General features: G+C 50.2%; 17 protein-coding genes. 10 read left to right on the forward strand and 7 right to left on the reverse strand.

What is annotated here, in order from left to right:
- Window positions 1-103: 103 nt before the first annotated feature.
- Complete coding sequence (locus BWI97_RS19595) at window positions 104-1,123, reverse strand: glycosyl hydrolase 53 family protein (protein ID WP_102202435.1); 1,020 nt, start codon at window positions 1,121-1,123, stop codon at window positions 104-106.
- Window positions 1,124-1,459: 336 nt separating this feature from the next.
- On the opposite strand from BWI97_RS19595, the gene gldJ reads away from it, so the two are divergent.
- Window positions 1,460-2,695 (forward strand): gliding motility lipoprotein GldJ, encoded by a 1,236-nt coding sequence (gldJ, locus tag BWI97_RS19600; protein ID WP_102202436.1) that lies wholly within the window; start codon window positions 1,460-1,462, stop codon window positions 2,693-2,695.
- A 78-nt stretch (window positions 2,696-2,773) separates the two neighbouring features.
- On the opposite strand, the gene BWI97_RS19605 is transcribed toward gldJ, so the two are convergent.
- The 4 genes from BWI97_RS19605 to BWI97_RS19620 form a co-directional block, all read right to left on the reverse strand.
- Entirely contained in the window at window positions 2,774-3,394 is a 621-nt protein-coding gene (locus BWI97_RS19605) for an NAD(P)-dependent oxidoreductase (RefSeq protein WP_102202437.1), read from the reverse strand.
- A complete protein-coding gene (locus BWI97_RS19610) occupies window positions 3,391-4,206 on the reverse strand; it encodes an inositol monophosphatase (RefSeq protein WP_102202438.1) in 816 nt (271 codons plus the stop codon). Before BWI97_RS19610 ends, BWI97_RS19605 begins: the two co-directional genes overlap by 4 nt.
- A gap of 77 nt (window positions 4,207-4,283) precedes the next feature.
- Window positions 4,284-4,742: an AraC family transcriptional regulator gene (locus BWI97_RS19615; protein ID WP_102202439.1), complete on the reverse strand. Its 459-nt coding sequence runs from the start codon at window positions 4,740-4,742 to the stop codon at window positions 4,284-4,286.
- 22 nt (window positions 4,743-4,764) lie between these two features.
- A complete protein-coding gene (locus tag BWI97_RS19620; protein WP_102202440.1) occupies window positions 4,765-5,145 on the reverse strand; it encodes an AraC family ligand binding domain-containing protein in 381 nt (126 codons plus the stop codon).
- 389 nt (window positions 5,146-5,534) lie between these two features.
- Between BWI97_RS19620 and BWI97_RS19625 the strand changes: the two genes are divergently transcribed.
- The 5 genes from BWI97_RS19625 to BWI97_RS19645 all read left to right on the forward strand — a co-directional run bounded on the left by BWI97_RS19625 (window position 5,535) and on the right by BWI97_RS19645 (window position 12,165).
- A complete protein-coding gene (locus BWI97_RS19625; protein WP_102202441.1) occupies window positions 5,535-6,533 on the forward strand; it encodes an alpha/beta hydrolase in 999 nt (332 codons plus the stop codon).
- A 23-nt stretch (window positions 6,534-6,556) separates the two neighbouring features.
- Window positions 6,557-7,336: an alpha/beta fold hydrolase gene (locus BWI97_RS19630; protein ID WP_102202442.1), complete on the forward strand. Its 780-nt coding sequence runs from the start codon at window positions 6,557-6,559 to the stop codon at window positions 7,334-7,336.
- Between the two features lie 101 nt (window positions 7,337-7,437).
- On the forward strand, window positions 7,438-8,379 hold the full coding sequence (locus BWI97_RS19635) for a ring-cleaving dioxygenase (protein WP_102202664.1): 942 nt from the start codon (window positions 7,438-7,440) through the stop codon (window positions 8,377-8,379).
- A 74-nt stretch (window positions 8,380-8,453) separates the two neighbouring features.
- Window positions 8,454-9,455, forward strand: a complete 1,002-nt coding sequence (locus BWI97_RS19640; protein ID WP_102202443.1) for a type I glyceraldehyde-3-phosphate dehydrogenase — start codon at window positions 8,454-8,456, stop codon at window positions 9,453-9,455.
- Between the two features lie 373 nt (window positions 9,456-9,828).
- Window positions 9,829-12,165, forward strand: a complete 2,337-nt coding sequence (locus BWI97_RS19645; RefSeq protein ID WP_102202444.1) for a sensor histidine kinase — start codon at window positions 9,829-9,831, stop codon at window positions 12,163-12,165.
- Here the strand turns inward: BWI97_RS19645 and BWI97_RS19650 are convergent.
- Window positions 12,162-14,702 (reverse strand): sigma 54-interacting transcriptional regulator, encoded by a 2,541-nt coding sequence (locus tag BWI97_RS19650; protein WP_102202445.1) that lies wholly within the window; start codon window positions 14,700-14,702, stop codon window positions 12,162-12,164. The two genes, BWI97_RS19645 and BWI97_RS19650, sit on opposite strands and share 4 nt — an antisense overlap.
- Before the next feature lie 231 nt (window positions 14,703-14,933).
- Between BWI97_RS19650 and BWI97_RS19655 the strand changes: the two genes are divergently transcribed.
- The 3 genes from BWI97_RS19655 to BWI97_RS19665 all read left to right on the forward strand — a co-directional run bounded on the left by BWI97_RS19655 (window position 14,934) and on the right by BWI97_RS19665 (window position 17,698).
- Complete coding sequence (locus BWI97_RS19655; RefSeq protein WP_102202446.1) at window positions 14,934-15,776, forward strand: AraC family transcriptional regulator; 843 nt, start codon at window positions 14,934-14,936, stop codon at window positions 15,774-15,776.
- Window positions 15,777-15,940: 164 nt separating this feature from the next.
- Window positions 15,941-16,795, forward strand: coding sequence for a helix-turn-helix domain-containing protein (locus BWI97_RS19660; protein ID WP_102202447.1), 855 nt, complete (start codon window positions 15,941-15,943; stop codon window positions 16,793-16,795).
- A gap of 72 nt (window positions 16,796-16,867) precedes the next feature.
- Window positions 16,868-17,698 (forward strand): NAD(P)-dependent oxidoreductase, encoded by an 831-nt coding sequence (locus BWI97_RS19665; protein WP_102202448.1) that lies wholly within the window; start codon window positions 16,868-16,870, stop codon window positions 17,696-17,698.
- Window positions 17,699-17,722: 24 nt separating this feature from the next.
- Here BWI97_RS19665 and BWI97_RS19670 read toward each other — a convergent pair whose 3' ends face one another.
- Window positions 17,723-19,192, reverse strand: a complete 1,470-nt coding sequence (locus BWI97_RS19670; protein ID WP_102202449.1) for a S41 family peptidase — start codon at window positions 19,190-19,192, stop codon at window positions 17,723-17,725.
- Between the two features lie 247 nt (window positions 19,193-19,439).
- Here BWI97_RS19670 and BWI97_RS19675 point away from each other — a divergent pair, with 247 nt between their 5' ends.
- Window positions 19,440-19,787, forward strand: coding sequence for a nuclear transport factor 2 family protein (locus tag BWI97_RS19675; protein ID WP_102202450.1), 348 nt, complete (start codon window positions 19,440-19,442; stop codon window positions 19,785-19,787).
- The last annotated feature ends 20 nt before the right edge of the window (window positions 19,788-19,807 follow it).

Consider the following 19,807-nt stretch of genomic DNA (forward strand, 5'->3'; position numbering starts at 1 on the left):
TAAGGGCAACAGTTCATCGGAAAGGTGTACCCATCGCATCAGTCTTTTTGCCATAAAACGCACGAAATGCCATGCGATGGGTACCGTTCTTTTCTACCCGTTCTTACTTCAGGAAAGCTTTCAGGGCTTTTGTGGGTTTGCCATCGGCTCCCCAGGCACTCAACGCGTAGTGACTCCAGCTTTTTGCTCCCTGCGGTTCCCAGTAAAAAACGCCTAATCCTTTTCCATTCGGTACGGCTCGAACCGTATCCAGTACGGCAACCAGCATAGCGTAGGTGTTATCAACGGCCGTATCTTCACCACCCACTTCAGTAATCATCACCTCCTTGCCGTACCGGGTTACCAGATCCGTTAGGTTTTCCTGTAGATTCTGAATGGATTCGGTATAGTCCTGTTTTAGCCAGTAGGGGTAATAAGACAGGCCAATGACATCGTACTTCGCTCCATAGGCGTTGATGCCATCAAAAAATTGCTTAAAGTAGGCTTTATCATTCCCCCGATCCAGGTGGACGATGACTTTGGAAGAAGGACTCACCTTTTTTACCGCCTGGTAGCCACGGGTAATGAAACTGGCCAATTGCGGATAATGATCCGTACTGCCTTCGGGCCGCAGCATGCCTCCCCGAATTTCGTTACCGATCTGTACCCATTCCGGACGCACCCCTGCTTGTCGCAAGGCCTGCATCACATCCAGGGTGTGGTCGTAGACATCCTGCTTTAGCTGCTCGACGGAATGATTAGCCCAGGCTGCGGGTTTCACCTGTTTGCCCGGATCTGCCCAGGAATCGCTATAATGAAAGTCAATCATAATCCGAAAGCCCATGTTCTGGGCTCGTTTCGACATCGCTACCACTTCTTCCTTCCGGCAATGGCCGTTGATCTTATCGTCATTGGGATTCACAAACACGCGTAAACGAATGGAATTAATCCCGTGATCCCGAAGAATTTCCAGGCAATCCTGAGGCTTTCCCTGCTCATTGTAAAAAACATAACCCGTGGCTTCCATCTGCTGAAGCCAGCCCACATCAGCCCCTTTCGCAAAAGATTGAGCCTGTAGGCTACCCGCAGCAAACAGCGAAAACACCAGGTAAAAGAAGAAAAGCGGATTGAGATAACGGTTCATACGTAGCGAGAAAAGGAAGCGTAATTGGCTACAAGGATGATTAAAATTTTTTAAACTCTGCTCGTCTGGAGAGGTTATTTCTACATATATAAAGAAGTGCTACCAAAGAAAGGGTAGCCGTATGCCTGACTGATTTTTACGAATGCGTACGAACGACATCTTACGATATACCACCGCAGTTTATACAAAAAGTGAAGTCTGAAGGTACGCTTCGTCGCATTATTTTTTTGCAAATTACCGGAACGCTTTGCCTGTAACTAATTACCGCGGGTTAACGCCAGTTTGGTACTAACGCACCCGCAGATCCAGATCCGTATACACCCTAATACATAAGCTATGATGAAAACGAAAACGCTTTTTTATTGGCTGGGAGCATTGATGCTACTCACCACGTCCTGTAAGAAAAACAAGCGGCCGGATAGTGTGCATATTGGTAAGAACAGTACCGCCACGGGTATCGCTTACAACGCAAAAGAAGGTTTCTCGACGCCCAAAAGCTTTAAAGGCCAGCCGACCGGACCGAACCTGGTGTATATCGAAGGCGGTCGCTTTGTGATGGGTTCGCTGGAAGAAGATGTCGCGGGGGTTCACAACAATGTGGATCGGACTGTAACGGTACAGTCGTTCTTCATGGATGAAACCGAAATCGCTAACGTGCACTACCTGGAATACCTCTACGCGATTCAGCGGGATTCTTCGCAGGAATTTTACGAAGCCGCTCTGCCGGATACCACGGTTTGGGCCAGCGAAATGGCCTTCAACGATACGTATGTAGAGCAATACCTGCGGTACCCCGGTTTTCGGATGTATCCAGTCGTAGGCGTATCGTGGGTGCAGGCTCAGGATTATTCGGCCTGGCGTACGGGAGCCGTCAATAATGATCTGGCTCGTAAGGCAACTGGTGGTGGTAAAAAAGGAAAGAAAGGAGCCGAGGCACTGGCCGAAGCTACCGCTCAGCAGTATTCGGGCGGGCGAGCGGCCATCGAAACCGGGTATGTCTTACCGAACTATCGCCTGCCCACGGAAGCCGAGTGGGAGTACGCGGCCAAAGCCCTGATCGGAACGCAGTACGTGGATGAGAACCAAACTCACCAGCGGGTTTATCCCTGGGATGGATCTTCCCTGCGAAAAAGCTCAGGCCGGAACAAAGGGACGATGCTGGCGAACTATAAACGCGGTCGCGGCGATTACGCGGGTATTGCCGGGAGAAGCAACGATGGGGCCATCATTACGGATGAAGTGTACTCGTATCCCCCCAACGATTTTGGTCTGTACAACATGGCGGGCAACGTTAACGAATGGGTATGGGATGTGTACCGTCCGAGCTCGTTCCAGGTGTTTAGCGATCTGAATCCTGTTCGTCGCGATGGGTATCTGGACCAGGCAAAAAACTACGATACAGAAGATTTCAATTCGCTCATTTCGAATCGCTCGCGGGTGTACAAAGGGGGTTCCTGGGCGGACATCGCGTACTGGCTGGCTCCGGGTACGCGTCGTTATCTGGACCAGGATTCTTCGACGGCTACGATTGGTTTTCGCTGCTCGATGATTGCGGTAGGAAAGAAGCATTAACGTCTGTGCACCGGATATAAACGATACACTGAATGACCCGATGACTTTAGCAAGTCCGTTGGGTCATTCAGTGTATCGTCAGTTGCTTAACGCTACGGCGTGGTGCAGGAATTGGGGATTTTCAGCCTCTTTAATCAAAAAATCCGCTACACTGGCTCGGGAAATGGGGCCGACCCGCATGCCTGCTTCCAGCTGCGGATAGAAGCGATAAGAGGGGTTCAGATCCTGATTGGTGAGCATGCCGGGTCGGACGATCTCCCAGGACAGGGAGCTTTGCTGCAAGTGTTGTTCTGCTTGTCCTTTATCCTCGTATTCGTTCCGGAGAAAAAAATGGATTACCAGCTTCATCCACCAGCTCAGGTAAGGTTTGCTGGTACCCGCCCCAAAGCCCGTAACCCACAAAATCGGTACTTTGATAGAGTCTGGCAGGCTTAGCAAAGCCCGAGCCGTATCCGTGAATAGCGTACCCGCGTTTTTCTTTTTTGTACCAATGGTGATTAGAATGGCTTCGGCCTGCTGAACCGCTTTCTGTAAGTCCTGCGGAACGGTAGCATTGCCCTGAATCTTGGTTAACAGGGGATGATCGGGTAGGGGAATTTCGCTACGAGCCAGGGCCGTTACGGTATGCCCTTTGCGAAGGGCCTGTTGCGTAGTCAACAACCCGATTCCCGACGAAGCACCAATAATTGCAATTTTCATACGCGTTCGTGAGTTTTTGACTGGGCCTGTAGATACTGGTCGGCAACGCCGGGAGCGGTTACCAGCAAACTGCCTTCGCCCCAGTGCCATTGACGTCCGTCCGTCGTCCGAACATCGGCTCCGGCTTCCTGAGCAATGAGCAGGCCCGGTAACCAGTTGTACGTATCGAAACCTTCTTCGTAAAAAAGATCAATGCGTCCGGCTCCCACGTAGGCCAGTTGCAGAGCGTGGGGACCATAGTTACGCAGCACGCCCACGTGCGTAAGCAAATCCGTTACGGCCTGACCGGTTTTCTGGTTTAAGACGGGTTGGGTAGCGGACCCCTGCGGGTATTCAAAAACAGCCAGCATAAGCTGTAAATCCGTTTTCTGACTGGGTTTGATCGGCGAGCCGTTCAGGAAGGCACCTTTACCCTGTTCAGCCCAGAACAACTCATCATGCATTGGATCGTAGATAGCCGCAAAGTAGGGCTGACCCTGGCGGATCAATACCAGATTGATGGTCCAGCCGTCGATGTGCTGCAAGTACTGAATGGCTCCATCCATAGTGTCGCACTGCCAGTATTCATCGATCGCCAGCGGTTGATTCTGAAGGTCGTAACTAAACTCTTCTTCGTGCCAGGGAATAGCTGGGAAATGGGCAGTCAGGGCCTCTTTGAGAATCGTTAAACACTGCTGGTCAATGCGATTCATCTCCTGCCAGAAAGCATCATTCGTTTGTGGAATCGGAATGGTCCGGAAATCTGTTTTGAAAGCATTTCCAGCTTTCTGGATTGCGTTCAGTATAACGGGTACGTTGAGTTCGCTTTGCATGACATCGTTGATTGTGTGATGCAAAACACGCCTTTTTTGCAGGGAGGTAGGTAGTAGGAAAAAAGGCAAAACTAGTCCTAATCGCGGAATTGCTTCCGAAAGGCCAGCGGAGTAAGTCCCGTTGTCTTCCGAAAGAGCTTGCCAAAATAAACGGGTTCTTCGTAGCCGACCTGATAGCTGATTTCTTTGACACTGAGGGAAGTCGTGTACAGCAGGCGTTTGGCTTCCAGCATAGATCGTTGCTGAATGTGCGAGGAGACCGAATACCCCGTAAGGCCCTTGACCGTATCGTTTAAATGAGCTACGGTAATAGCCAGTTCCGCCGCGTACTGAGCGGGTTGTTTCCAGGTTTTGAAGTGACGCTGGAGTAAGACCCGAAAGGCTTGCTCGATTTGCGAGCCCCGGTTTTCGGGCGGCTTATCCGTATGGCTTATTGTACTTACCTGACTCGTCAGCAGACTTAGTAAAGCAGCCAGCAGATAGTGTACCGATCGATTGGAGGACTCCAGAGTCGCATCCGACTGCAGGTCGTTCATGAGCTGAATCAGCGTCAGGGATCTATGGTAAAAGTCGGACTTCGTCGAGTACGAGCGGGCGGCGGGAGGAATTGTTCCAGTAGAAAAGAGAACGAAGGGTCAACCAGGGAAGCATCAAATTCAATGGCCCAGCCTGGGCCTGGTACGCTTCCCGCAGGTAATGAACCTGACCCGGAAACACCAACAGAAAAGCCGGAGCGGCAAGGGATAAATCCTCAAAATCAAGAGTAACGAGGTACTCTCCCTGGGTAACCAGTACAAACAGGTAATGATCATCCTGATGAGCCTGCGTGACCCCATGAGCGGTAGTCGTCGAAACGGGGTCCAGGCGATTCACCCAGATGCCCGCCTGAGCATCCGGCGAGAGTTCAAATTGTAAGAAGGGGGACGATTGTTTTTTCAAGGGAGAGTCGCCTGGTCTGGATTCAAAGGTACTTATCCTTTTAATCGATCAGTGCTTCCATTGCATCAAGTATTCCTTTTCCCGCTCAGGGGGTTAAAACAAAGAAGTCCGATTTAAGGGTACTCCTATTCAATGACGAAAAGTTTTGGGGAAGCTCCTGAGGTAAAAGAAAATTCCTTTTCGAACGCTCACAAGGCATTCGTACTATCTCTTGCCAGCATTCGGGTCTGCTGGCCGTGAAAACCCTGTCAAAGTACCGCATTACCGTCGATTCTTACCGTTTCCGAGAGCTATTCAAGCCGTAGGTTTGTCCTGTCCATTCGCAGTACTTAACACCCGTACTACGCTGGGCCGCCTACTTGATTTATCACCTAAATCCATCGAATCGTATGAACCGTGCAACTACGCTTGAGGAACTCAAACCCGTTCCCTATGCACAGGATCCTCATTTGTCGCAGGGGGTAAAAGCCTTTTTGAAAATCCTGAATTCGGCCGGAGGGCCACCGCTGGAAACCCTGTCACCTCAGGAGGCCCGGCAAGTACTGATCGACGCCCAGGCTTCCGTACCCGTGGACCTGTCGGGAATCGACGAATCGGAACGGATGATCACGGCGGATGGCTACACCATTAAGCTCAACATCGTACGGCCCGCGGGAGTAGCGGAAAAACTGCCCGTATTCATCTATATTCATGGGGGCGGCTGGGTACTGGGCGATTTCCCCACGCACAAGCGGTTGGTACGCGATTTAGTGGTGGCGTCCGGATTTGTAGCTGTCTTCGTCAACTATACGCCCAGTCCGGAAGCTCAGTACCCCCAGGCCACCAATGAAATCTACGCCGCTACCAAATGGGTGGCTGAACACGGCGATGAAATCAACGTAGACGCCACCAAGCTGGCGGTGGTAGGCAATAGCGTCGGTGGTAATATGACTGCCGTAACCTGCCTGAAAGCCAAAGAAAACGGCGGTCCGGATATTAAATGTCAGGTACTGTTCTGGCCCATTGTCGATGCGGATTTTGAAACCGATTCGTATAAACTCTTTGGAGAGGACCGTTTCCTGACTACCCCGCTGATGAAGTGGCTGTACGATCAGTACACCACCGATCCGGCGGAACGCAAACAGATGTACGCTTCTCCCTTACAGGCTACCGTCGAACAACTCCAGGGATTGCCACCGGCCCTGATTCAAATCGCCGAAAACGATATTCTACGCGATGAAGGAGAAGCCTACGGACGAAAACTGGACGAAGCGGGCGTCAGCGTCACGACCATCCGGTACAACGGAATGATTCACGATTTCGGCTTGCTCAACGGCTTAGCCGATCTCCCTCCGGTACGCTCGCTCTTTTTGCACGCGGCGGCTGAACTCAAAAAATACCTGCGTTAATCCAACCCATTCCTCTTCTACGCATGGGAACTCTCAAACGCGTCGGTTTCGGCGTACTAATCACTTTACTTATGGCCGCAACGGAAGAATCGATGGCTCAATCAGCCACCACTGGCGTTAAAAATGTCGTACTGGTGCACGGTACCTGGGCCGATGGCTCCAGCTGGTCGAAAGTGATTCCGCTCCTGGAAGCCAGGGGCTTGCACGTGGTGGCGGTACAAAACCCCCTGACTTCGCTCGGCGAAGACGTAGCGGCAACCAAACGGGCCATTGAGCTACAGGAGGGACCCGTACTATTGGTAGGCCATTCCTGGGGCGGCGGCGTAATCACCGAAGCAGGTAATCACGATCAGGTGGCCGGACTCGTCTACGTAGCGGCGGCGGCTCCCGATGAAGGACAGTCCTTTCTGGAACTGGTCCAAACGGCTCCGGCTACGCCCGGCAATGATGAGATTCGACCCGATAAGTACGGCTTTGTCAGCATGTCGCCGAAGGGTATTTTCGAAGATTTTGCCCAGGATCTACCCGAATCCGAGCGAAAACTGATTCTGGCTACGCAGGGACCGCAGGCGTTTGCCGCCCTCAAGGAGAAGATTTCGAAAGCGGCCTGGAAAACGAAGCCCTCCTGGTACGTGGTGGCGGCTAACGACCGGATGATCAACCCTGATCTCGAACGGACGCTGGCGAAGAAGCTCAAGGCTACTACGGTGGAAGTGCCCACGAGTCACGTCGCGATGCTGGCTCAACCGGAAAAAATTGCTTCGGTTATTGTTGAAGCAGCCAGCAAAGTCAAAAACAAATAAGGACTAGAACGCAGCGGGGGTCGATGGCTACACCCGCTGCGTTTTATTTATTTTTTTATGCCAGAGAAGCCTTGCCGACTTCTCTGTTTACCTCTTACCTTATGAATAGCTCCATTTTAGGTCTGCATCACATTACGGCCATTGCCAATAGTGCAAAACGCAACTATGATTTCTATACCCAGGTTTTGGGCTTACGCATGGTCAAAAAAACGGTCAATTTTGATGACCCGACGACCTATCATTTTTATTACGGCGATGAAAAGGGTACGCCCGGTACCCTTCTGACTTTTTTTCCCTGGGAAGGAATCGGACCGGGTCGAAACGGCATTGGGATGGCTACGGAAATCGGATATTCCGTTCCAAAAGGTAGTCTGGATCAATGGGCCGAGCGTTTTCGGAAGCTGGATGTATCCATGGGGGAACGGACCGAACGTTTTAACGAAACCATATTGCCATTTTCAGATCCTGATGGTCTAGCCCTTACCCTGTTAGCTACGAATCAAGCGGAGAATCCGGCAGTCTGGGAAACGGCAGAAGTAAAGCGGGATATGGCAACGCAAGGTTTTCATAGTGTAACGCTCACCCTGCAAAACATAGAGGCTACGGCTAAAATCCTGACCGACGTATTGGGGTATCGTCAGCTTGCTCAGGAAGGGAATCGATACCGATTCCAGACCGATGCCGTATCTACTGCGTCGATTGTGGATTTGCTGGAAGAACCGGAAGGTATACTCGGACGCAACGCCGCCGGAACCAATCATCACGTAGCCTTCCGGGTCACTAACGAAGCGATTCAAATGGAATTCAGGGAGAAAATCCTGGAGAGTGGCTTACAAATCACCTCCAAAATCAACCGGGATTATTTCTTCTCCCTGTACTTCCGCGAACCCGGAGGCGTCCTGTTTGAAATTGCAACGGATAATCCCGGTTTCATGGTCGACGAACCGCTGGCCGAACTCGGGAGTCAGCTAAAACTTCCCAGACAATACGAAAGCTCGCGGTCGAAAATAGAACAAGGGTTACCGCCGCTGGATACGAACTAAACGAGTTTGGATGTTCCACCTACCGCTCCGGATTTGGTAAATAGTTTGTCAATCAACCGTATTCTTACCTTCTTATGAAAACGATTGGACTTTGTGGATTTGGCCGAATTGGCCGGCAATTTCTACGAATCGCTCTACAGCATCAGTGGTTTGTACCCACCGCTATTGCGGATATTCGGGATGAACCAACCCTGGCCGCTTTGTTTGCCGTTGATACCAATTACGGTCGATGGCCGGAGCCCGTTTCGGGCAGTGAAGGTTTACTTACCATCGGCGACCGGAACATTCCCTACTACAATTCCGCGAAGGAAGTACCGGACTGGTCCGCCCTGGGCGTGGATCTGGTGGTGGACTGTACAGGCCGGGCTACAACGCAGGCCGGAGCCCAGGTTCATCTAAATCGGGGAGCGAAGTACGTACTGGTGAGTGCTCCCAGCAAAACGCTGGCCGATTGTGATGCAGTACTGCTAAAAGGGATCAATCTGAATACGTTTGACGCGGCAAATCACCGGATCATTAGCATGGGGAGCTGTACAACCAATGCTCTGGCCGCCGTGGTCAAAGTGATCCTGGAAAACTTTGGCATCCAATACGGACTTTTCTCAACGGTTCACTCGTATACCAATTCCCAGTCACTTACCGACCAGCCCATGAAAGATCGACGGGACTCCTGGGCGGCGGCGGAGAACATTATACCCTCGTCGTCGGGGGCCGCTCGGGCTCTTCAGTTTATCTGGAAAGACCTTCAGATCACGGGTAAGGCGTACCGCGTTCCCACCCGCACGGGGAGTATTGCCGAACTGAATCTCATTACTGAAAAGGATTGTACGGTAGCGGAAGTCAATGATGCGTTCCGTAAAGCGGCCACCGATGGACCTTTGCAAGGGGTAATGGATGTACTGGAAGATCAGTGGGCGTCCTCCCGAATCGTTGCCGACCCGCATTCGTCCATCGTCGACTTACCCCTGACGGCCAAAGAGGGCAAACTATTATCAGTAGCCGCCTGGTACGATAACGAGTGGGGTTTTTCCAATCGTTTGGCCGAAGTCGCCGCTTTTCTGCTGGAACGAATCTAGAAATGATCCTTGTAAGGGCTTGATAATTAGAGCTGTGAAGGCTCTGCAAAAAAGAGATTACTACTCCTTTGCAGAGCTTTCACAGATTCGCAGTGGGCCGGATTATAGGTGCGAATATTAAGGTTGTACAGCAAGTGGTTCAGTTAGTAAGTAGGTGTCTATTATGGTAAGTTCAAGGCTTGTCGCTAGGTGTGGTTCGTTCTCTTTCCAAATCACGTATAAGAGACCCGGAAGTAACCCCTAAGCTTTTAGATCAAGAACCATAAGCCCTGGCTAATCCCTAACCTAATTGGCGTGGAAGCTCGTATCTTTATTGTGAGCTATTTTTGTTTGTGGCCACTTCTAACGAGCAGTGCTACTGCCGCCTAAACAAATGCATAACGATTGGCAAGCCATTCAGCGAATCAGTACGGGAAAACCTACGCGTGTAGTTCTTCTTTTGGGTCTGATTTTGTTCAGCTTATCGGCGATTGGGCAGAACATCAACCGACCCATGGTCAATCAGTTGTTGCTTCAGTTACACCACAGTAAAGCGGACGAAAACCGGGTGCATGTGTTGATGGAACTGGGCAAGTTTCATATCTATAAGCCGGGGGAGGCTAAAATTGATTTAGATAGTGGACGAACGTATCTGAATCGGGCTAAAAAATTAAGTGACTCCCTGCACTTGTTAAGCTGGTACCATGATGCAGAAAGTATGCTGGTAGTAGCAGATCTGGAAGAAAGAAATACCCAAAATGGACAAGCTCGATTGATGCGGTTGATCCGTGATTGTCAACGAACCGGCGATCGGCTGGGGGAGGCCAATACCCGCTTCAGGTGGGCCGTTTGGTTGCGGAATAGTAGTGAGGATTACCAACCGGTCTTTGCTAATTTCCGTCAGGCGGCCGCCATCTATCGGTCTTTACCCAATCCTGAAAAGGAAATCAGTGCCCTGAAAGAAATGGCCGATACCTATCTCTATCAGGGGGATCTGGACAGTGCGGAGGCGGGTTTGAACCAGGCATTACATCGCTACAAAGCCATTAAATACCCAAAGCTCCATTACACCTATAATTCCTTATCCAGTGTAGGTATCCTGAAGGGCGATTATGAAAAGGGCTTACGCTACGCTCTTCTTGGCATTGAAAATATGCACCAAACGGGCGATACGGCTTCCGCAGCCGCCTATTACAGTGACTTGGGGCGTATTTATGAGGAGACGGGCAACCATCCGAAAGCCTTGGAATGGTACAAAAAATCACTGGCGAAGTGGCGACAGGAAAAGTTAGCCAACTTTGCCATGTTTAACACCGCCGGTTTTATTACCAAAGACCTGATTGCCCAACATAAACCGAAGGAAGCTCTTCAGTTACTGAATAAACTGATTCAGGAAATCCCCACCAATACATTCATTCAAAAAGCCTGTGTGGCTCAAAATTTAGCCTATTGTTACGATGCCTTGCATCAATACCCCATAGCCGAACACTACTACAAAGAAGCCTTGGCTTGGTACCAAAAGAATAAACTTGATTTTGAGGCTTCTCAAAAGGCCGAGCAGGACATTGGGACTTTTTATTTGAAGCAAAAAGACTTCGTAAAAGCCGAATTTCATCTTCGCAAAGCACTGCGTTTTTCTCCGCAAAAAAACGCCCGTTCCACCATCAAAGATATTCACCTACTGTTATTCAAAGTGGATTCGGCCCGGGGGAATTACGTGTCGGCCATTCAACATTTCCGGCTACACAAAGCGTTAAGTGATTCGCTGTTTAATGAAAAGAAAAGTAAGCAGATCGCCAGTTTGCAAATCAAATACGATACCCGAAAGAAAGAGCAGGACATCGCCTTGCTTCGGGAACAAAGCCGACTCCAGCAAATTGAGCTTAGCCACGAACGAACAACCCGTAACGGCATCATCTTCGGGGCCGTTCTTCTGGCCGGATTATTAGGGGTGAGTTACCAGCAGTACCGGCTCAAGCAGCGGAGTAATCAGCTTTTACAAACGAAGCAGCTCGAAATCAATCGTAAAAATGATTCGCTGGGGCAAATTCTACTGGAGAAGGAAAATCTGCTGGAAGAAAAAGAATGGATGCTCAAAGAAATCCATCACCGGGTAAAAAACAACCTGCAGATTATTTCCAGTATGCTCAATACTCAGTTGAATTTTCTACAGGATTCTAACGCCCGCACGGCCATCAAGGATAGCCAGAACCGGGTACATGCCATGGCTTTGATCCACCAGAAACTATATCAGTCAGAACATCTGGCTTTGGTAAACATGGCCGAGTTTATCCATGAAATCGTTGATTACCTGATGGAATCCTTCCCGCAAACGGAGCGTATCCGAACCAAACTGGATGTGTCGGGAATTCAGATGGATGTTGCCCAGGCCATTCCCATTGGGCTGATCATCAACGAAGCCGTAACCAACTCACTTAAATACGCTTTTCCCCACAATCGTCCGGGATTAATTGGGATACAGCTACAGTGGGTACAACCACATCAGTACCGCCTGAGGATTTGCGATGATGGCGTAGGATTTCCCCAGGAGCTAAACCTTGAAGATGTCCCCACGCTTGGACTCACCATGATTCGGGGCCTGAGTCGACAAATCGGAGCCGATCTGGTGATTAACCAAGCCAATGGGGTGGAGATTTGTTTAGAATTTGGCGGTATACCCAAAACGGACCGAGCCAAAGAAAGGCAGGTTGTACTGGATAGGCCGCTTTAGCTGTTGGTCGGTTTAGTATACCCGCTGATGTTTAATTTCTTCATCCGGGCTTCGAGCGTGGTGGGTTTCAAATTCAGTAGTTCCGCCGCACCGCCGTTCCCCCGAATGCGATTGTCTGATTTAGCCAAAGCCGCCAGAATAGCCGCCCGCATGGTTTTTTCAATGGGCTGTACCTGATCTGCCGAAGGGCTGGAAAAAACCGGTACGCCCGATAACGGACTCGTTCGTAGGGGTTCCGCCAGCTCCAGCGTAGCGGTAGGAGATAAGATGGCGGCTCGTTCCAGGACGTGTTCCAGTTCACGGATATTCCCCGGCCAGTCGTAAGTAAGCAGTTGTTGCAGGGAAGTATTGGCGATGCTCGTTAGCGGCTTGCCTAATTTCTTACTGAGACGCCGGAGAAAATGCATGGCTAAGGGGCGAATATCCTCGGGTCGCTCACGGAGGGGCGGTACGACAATGGGGAATACAGCCAGACGGTAGTATAAATCGGAACGAAATCGCCCTTGGGCTACTTCCTGCTGCAGGTTCCGATTCGTAGCGGCAATGATTCGGGTGTCGATCTTGATCGGACCTTTACCCCCCAGCCGCTCAATTTCTCGTTCCTGAATGGCCCGTAGTAATTTGGCCTGTAATTCGAGTGGAAGCTCCCCGATTTCATCGAGAAACAGGGTACCGCCATTCGCTAGTTCAAACTTGCCAACCCGCTTTTCAGTGGCCCCGGTAAAGCTTCCCCGCTCGTGCCCGAACAATTCTGATTCGATGAGTTGGGCCGGTAAGGCGGCACAATTGACTTTAACAACCGTTCGGCCTTGCCGCGTAGATCGGTTGTGGATGGCTCGGGCTACCAGCTCTTTACCCGTTCCGGTTTCACCTAGAATCAGTACCGTTGCGTCGGTTCGGGCTACCTGGCTAATGTTGGTGAATACGGCTTGTAAGGCAGAGCTGGAACCAATAATCTCCTCGAAATTATGGCTGGTCTTGATCTCTTCGGTGAGGTAGGTTTTTTCGAGTTCGAGCTGCTCACTCAGGGTTTTGATGCGTTCAAAGGCCAACAGGTTTTCCAGGGCCATTCCCATCTGAACGCTAATATCCTGTAAGGTGCTGAGGTCTTTGTAGGTGAACGCATAAGGGGCCCGACTGGCCAGTACCAGCGAGGCCATGGCCTGATCTTTGATAAAAATGGGCACGTACATGACCGAAGGCAAACCCAGTTTCTGGTAGAGATCACTCACGGCATTACCGGATGGGCCATCCGTAAACTGGCTGCCGACGCAAAGGGTGGGTTTCATAAGCCAGTAGGGCATATCGGCTAAGGACTGTTGCCAGTCGGCGGGCTGAAGGCCGTGCCGTTGCCCGAGTTCCTGCTCGGTTACGGTCACAAAAACACCGGCTTCTTTCTGAGCCATACTCGTCACGGAAACCGTTTCCGGAGCTGGACCAACCCGGTACAGAGCGACCAGATCCACGGGCATTCGTTCATTGATACTACCCGCCACCTGGGCCAAAACCGATCGTACATCGCTACCATTTCGAAAGGCATTGACAATCGTTAGTTCGATGGCTTTCAGTTGGCGGCGAGCTTCTAATTCTTCGTAAGCCAGTAAATTATCCAGAGCCAGGGCAATCTGGGGCGTAATCAGACTAACGGCCTGGTACTCTTTCGGCGTAAAACCTTCCAGGCACGTACTGGATACAATAATCGTAGTTCTGGAATTACGCTTGAGCTCAATGGGAAAGAGCATCAGCGATTGTACCTGAAAATGATCCCGGCAGGAGCGGGCGGTGATGTAATGCTCACAGAGTTGCTGAAAGTCTTCACCGACAAAGATTCCGCTTTGTTCACCCAGTCGATCCGGAGCTTCCCGATCCAGTTTGTCCAGCATTTGTCCATCCGTTTGACTGGGCAACAGAGCGGTTGGATTGATCCGTACAAACGTATTTTCTGACGTTTTTTCCAGCATCAGCCAGTAAAAAGAGGATTCATCTGGTAAGCCAATCCGCAGGTTAAGAAAGGAAAAGGGGACGAGTTGATTAATCTGCTGGGCAATGGCCAGACACAGTTGATCCCGATCCTGAATGGTAACAATAGCGTTGTTGACGGCAATCTGAATGGCCTGTTGTTGCCGGAGCTTGGCTTCTTCACTGTGAGCGTGACGATAGCGGGCTAGTTCCAGCGTGGTTAGTACGTCTTTTTCGCGAAACGGCTTGGTCAGAAAGCCGAAGGGCTGCGTGCGTTTGGCCGCTTCGAGCAGCTCGTTGCTAAGATTAGCCGACAGGAAAACGAAGGGTATGGCCTGTTCTTTCAGCCATTCGGCCAGATCAATACCCGTTTCGGGCCCAATGAGTAAAATGTCCAGTAAGACAATATCCGGTGTTCGCTGGGCCATGCGTTCCTTGGCTTCCTGTACCGATGCCGCCAAACCTAATACATCATACCCCGCGTTAGTTAGTATCCGTCGAAGATCGTGGGCAATCAGAAACTCGTCCTCCACCACCAGTAGGGAAGGGAGTCTGTTCAGTTCACCGTAGTAAGCCATAGCCGTTTTGTGAATTTAATACGGAGTAAAGATACAAGAGGCGATTTACGCACAAACGAAGCTCCAATATATTGGAGGCTCTATTCTATTGGAGATGAATGTTACTAACGCGAGAATGTTAAATTTCTGATTATCAGTAGATAGAGTTTTGGAAGTGGTTCTTTATGGCCTTTGGCATTGTGTTGGCTAACGTATCACAAGTTGATGCTCTACCTTTAAAAATCCAGGACTATGAAACGCTTCCTTTCTAACGAGTCTCTTCGTGCCCAGCAATTTGAGGTCAACCATTGGCCTGTATCAGGTAGTCGGGATACGTCCTACGAAATTGTGCTGATTCAGGCCGGTAGTGGCTCCTATCAGGTGAATGGAAATCAATCTAGGTACCAGGCCGGGGATGTGTTTTTTCTGGGACCATCGGATAAATACAGTTTCAAGATTTCTCAAAAGACCTGCTTTTATAGTCTGTTGTTCACCATTCCTTACGTAGCCAGTCTGGTGCCGACAGGGGGTCAGGGGTGGCCACACGTCGTCGACTATAACGTACCGTTATCGGGTACGCTCATCAGTAACCCCAGTGAACAACGAAGTCTGCGGGCCTTAGTAGAAATTATTCTGACGGAACAACAATTGCACGGCGTACCAGCTAATTCGGTCGTTGAATCACTGATGAAGACCATTTTGAATCTATTAGATCGGTATCTTGCTCAACATTCGGTTAGCGAATCTGCCCGGTTGGTAAGCCCTTCGGCGTTTATCCAACGCGTATTGACGTACATCGGTCAGCACATTACAGAACCTCAGTTGTTGCGAATGGAAAACATGGCGGAAGTATTCAACTATTCTGCCAGTCACCTGGCGGCCCTATTTAAGCAACAGGTGGGCGAGTCCATTCAGCAATACATCATTCAGTATAAGCTCAATCGGGTAGCCACTCGGTTAAGTCTGAGTACCCTGACCATTTCTCAAATCGCGGATGAATTCGGTTTCTCCGATGTTTGCCATTTAAATAAACTTTTCAAACGACATTACCAGTACACCCCCACGGACTATCGCCGGAGTTTAGCGGTGTCTTAACCAGACGCATTTTTTCTTCCTGAAGAACGTTTCTGTAGCAGTTGAACTTTGGAGTAGTCTACCGTCGTTCCTGGTTGGACAGACTAATAGTACTTCTGTTCCAGGTTTGTCTTTTCGCAGGGAAGCGTGTATGTTTAACCGTATCACTTTTATAAACAGCAGGTATGCCTACGATCCATTCATTACCGGAGGGCTTCAGCCAAAACGATCAGCTACCAATCCGGATCGTTTCGCCGGATTTTGGTCATTTATCGCCGGAGGTCGCGGATCAATACGGACTTACGCATCGCTTGCCGTATTACTTTTTTCTTTTTGTAGTCGAGGGTTCGAGCCAGTACGGCGTAGATCTGGATACAATCGAGGTTGAAAAACACGAGGTCCTGTTCTGCTTACCGCATCAGATTCAGCAGCTTCCCCTTCACATTCACGCGAAGGATTACTATAAACTGGGCTTTGATGAAGCCTGCCTGGCCCAACTACCGAAGCCTTATCCGTTCTTACTGAATCCGCTGAACCAGCAGAAAATCCGATTTTCACCCGCTGCTGCTGGTCGGGTACAATCCATTTTCGAAATGCTCCAGACGCTATTACGCAGCCCGGATACGGAACCTGAATTGATTCTGGCCCATCTGAATAGCCTGCTTACGGAGTTAAATACAGCCTATTTTGCAGCGGACAAGAAACCGACGGATGACCGACTCGCTAAATTCATTGGCTTTAAAGTATTTGTTGAAAACAACCTGATCGACCATCCGAGTATCAAAGCGATTGCCGAGGAACTGGCCGTGAGTACCGACAGCCTGTGCCAGATTGTCAAACACTATTCCGGTCGATCGCCCAAGGAATTCATTACCAACCGTCTTATTTTGGAAGCCAGACGTCGGCTGTACTACGGTGAACGCTCGTCCGTAAAGGAACTGGCCTTTGAACTGGGCTTTAATGACCCGGATTACTTCTCCCGCGTATTCAAAAAGGAAACGGGGAAAACGGTTGCCACGTTTTTTCAGGATTTGTCCTGAACCCATCGGTTTTCGTCCGGCTCCGCTAAGCGTACACGCCCGAATTTTGTTCCGTATTTAAATCATACGTAGATGAACAAGCCATTCGGAAAAATACTGTTAACGGGTGTAACCGGTCTGGTGGGAGCACGCCTGCTCCCCCGTCTCATGGAAGCGGGCTGGGATTGTCGGGCACTGGTACGTGCGGGCAAAGACGTACCGACCGGTGTGTCGATCATGGAGGGCAATTTGTTTGACCAGGCCTCGCTTGCTCAGGCCGTACAGGGGGTGGAGGCCATCATCCACCTGGCCGCTGTCTTCCGTACACCAGACCTGGATTTGATCTGGAAAAGTAACCTCGAAGGTACGCGGAACCTGATCGCTGCCGCTAAAATCCACGCTCCCAATGCCCGCTTTATTTTCGCCAGTACCACGCACGTCTACGATGCCGGCAATTTGCATCCCGGTCGCGAGGACGATCCTGTTCATCCGGAGCATCCGTACCCCGCCAGCAAAGTGGCCGCCGAAAAGGAAATACAGGAGAGCGGTTTGAACTGGTCGATTCTGCGATTTCCATTCGTGTACGGTGATGGCGATGGGCATCTGGAAACGCTGCCCCAGCTTTTGCGGGCTAGAAAATTACATTCCGCCATGCGAATGAGTACTGTTCACCACCGCGACATCGCTACGGCCATGCACCTGAGTCTGGCCGGTGCTTTCGATGGTCGCATAGTCAATATTGCCGATGAGGGTCCGGTTTCGATTTACGAACTGGTGCAGTTAGTAGGTGAAACTCTGGAGGACTCCGCGGAGCCACTTCTCAATCCCTGGTACCTGCATTCCGATGCTTCACTGGCCCGTAGTCTGGGTTTTCAGCCCGTCGTCAGAACGGTCTACCAGGCTGTAAAGGAAAGGTTACTGTAAGGCAGGTTTGAAGCTTGAAAGTGATCAGGGCGTACCCAATTCTTGCCGGGCAAACTCAATCCAGCTCGTTTGAGCAGGGACCTTACGCATGGGAGGGATGCCCGTATACTCGTACTGAACCAGAGCCGGATTTCGGGTCGTGGAGCTTTCCAGTACATAGGCTGAATTCGGAACCGGTATCGTCATGATGTTCCCGTAGCCAATGTATCCCCCGGAGTTTTCTCCGACGGTAACTACTTTTTTACTCCGCATACCCGCTAACACGAACGTTTCGCAGGAGCTGCCGCAGTTACGGTTATACAGAATCACCACTTTTCTGGGCTTTTCCAGGCGGATTTTAGAGGGGGTATCCGCTTTCGGCTGATCCTGACGCAGACGTATAAACGTTCCTTCCGGCACTTGTTTCATTTGCTGAATCAGATCCTTTCGGTAGTTGGTCAGGGCTGGATTGGGACTGTTTTTTAGCAAGTTTTCGTACCGTTCGATGATGCCCGACGTAGCCAAATATTCCGTAAACGAATCATCGGTGGACGGGTGGGTATACAGCAAGGGAAGCAAACGTTGATAAGCCAGCGAACTACCCCCGCCATTGTCGCGGACGTCAATGAGCAGATACGGCGTTCGTTGCAGAACGGGCGTCAATGCCTGAAAGGTAGAATCCAGAGCGGAAAGGTACTCCCGACTGAAGGTACTGATGCTTAGGTAAGCGGTACTCTCATCCAGTAGTTTAAAGGTAGTCAAAGCCGTAGGAATGGTATCCTTAACATGTTTAGAAGCAGTTGTAGCGACGGGATAGCGTTTCGTCCACTCGCCAATCCGGGTGACGGGCTGATCGATGGTTAACATTTCCAGAGCTAAAGAATGGTCCTGCAGATACCCCTGATACTGGTAGGTGTCTGCGGCCATTTTTTTGAGTTCAAGCTTTACCTGGCCGGGCTTCCAGGTCGGACTTTTGGTTTGTAGTAAGACGCCATAATAATCCCGATAGGCGTTCTTGTTTTTCTGAATTAGCACCTGATAGGAGCCATACAGGTCATAAATACCTTCCACCGGATCGTTTGAATGTTTGACATAGTCGTAAGCCTTTGCCGAATCCACAGCTACGGTTTCGGTGTTGCGAAAGGCGGCTGAGGCCAGGAATGCTTTGAGTTGATCGGGATCACTGACATCGAGGGTACTCGCCGCGTGCACCTGCGAGTGATGATCCTTGAAATAAGCCATGTACTGATGTAAAAACAAACTACAACGGCGTTTCCCCTCTTTCTGTATTTGCCGGCGAATGCCCCGTTTGAACGTTTCATACGTGGGTCGTTGATCAGCGGTTACGACATGCCGGAAAGAAGCCTGATTTTTCTCTACGTAATTCGAAATGAAGGTAAACGCTTCCAGACAATCGCAATCTGCCTTTGGGGTTGTTTGGGCAAAAACCGTTGGGTCGGAGACTAAACTACCAAGCAGAAAAATCAGATAGAAAAACGGGTGTTTAACGATCATTTTCAGTTGATTATACTGATGAAAGATACAAAATAAGAAATATATGCTTATTGAATGATCGTTCAGGGAAATTTTGTTTTCCTAACGTATGCTTCTAAACGGTACTGATGAGCTAGGAGGAACAGTACATAAGACCCGCCTTCCTCAAGAAAATCCGCTACAATCTCAATCAATACCGACGCTCAGAATCGAGGTGCCGAGTCTAGTTTTGACTTACGAAACAGTTGGTCAAAACCCTTTCTCCATCATGGATTATTCATCCCTACTCCGTCAGTTGTATCAGGATTTCAACGCCCGTCAGATTGACCGCGTTCTGGCCCACATGCACCACGATGTATCCTGGCCCAATGGCTGGGAAGGCGGCTACGTGTCTGGTCACGACGAAGTACGAGCGTATTGGCTTCGACAATGGCAAGAAATCGACCCCCACGTGGAACCGCTTGCGGTAGAAACCCGACCCGACGGTCAACTCGCCGTTCACGTACATCAGGTGATCAGGGATTTAAACGGTCAGGTCGTAAACGATACGCAACTGTATCATGTTTACCGTTTTGAAGCGGATAAAATCCAAACGATGGTCATTGAACACGAATAGATGGTCTAGGCAAACTTTCG

It is taken from the genome of Siphonobacter sp. BAB-5405 (assembly GCF_002872335.1).
Lineage (GTDB): Bacteria > Bacteroidota > Bacteroidia > Cytophagales > Spirosomataceae > Siphonobacter.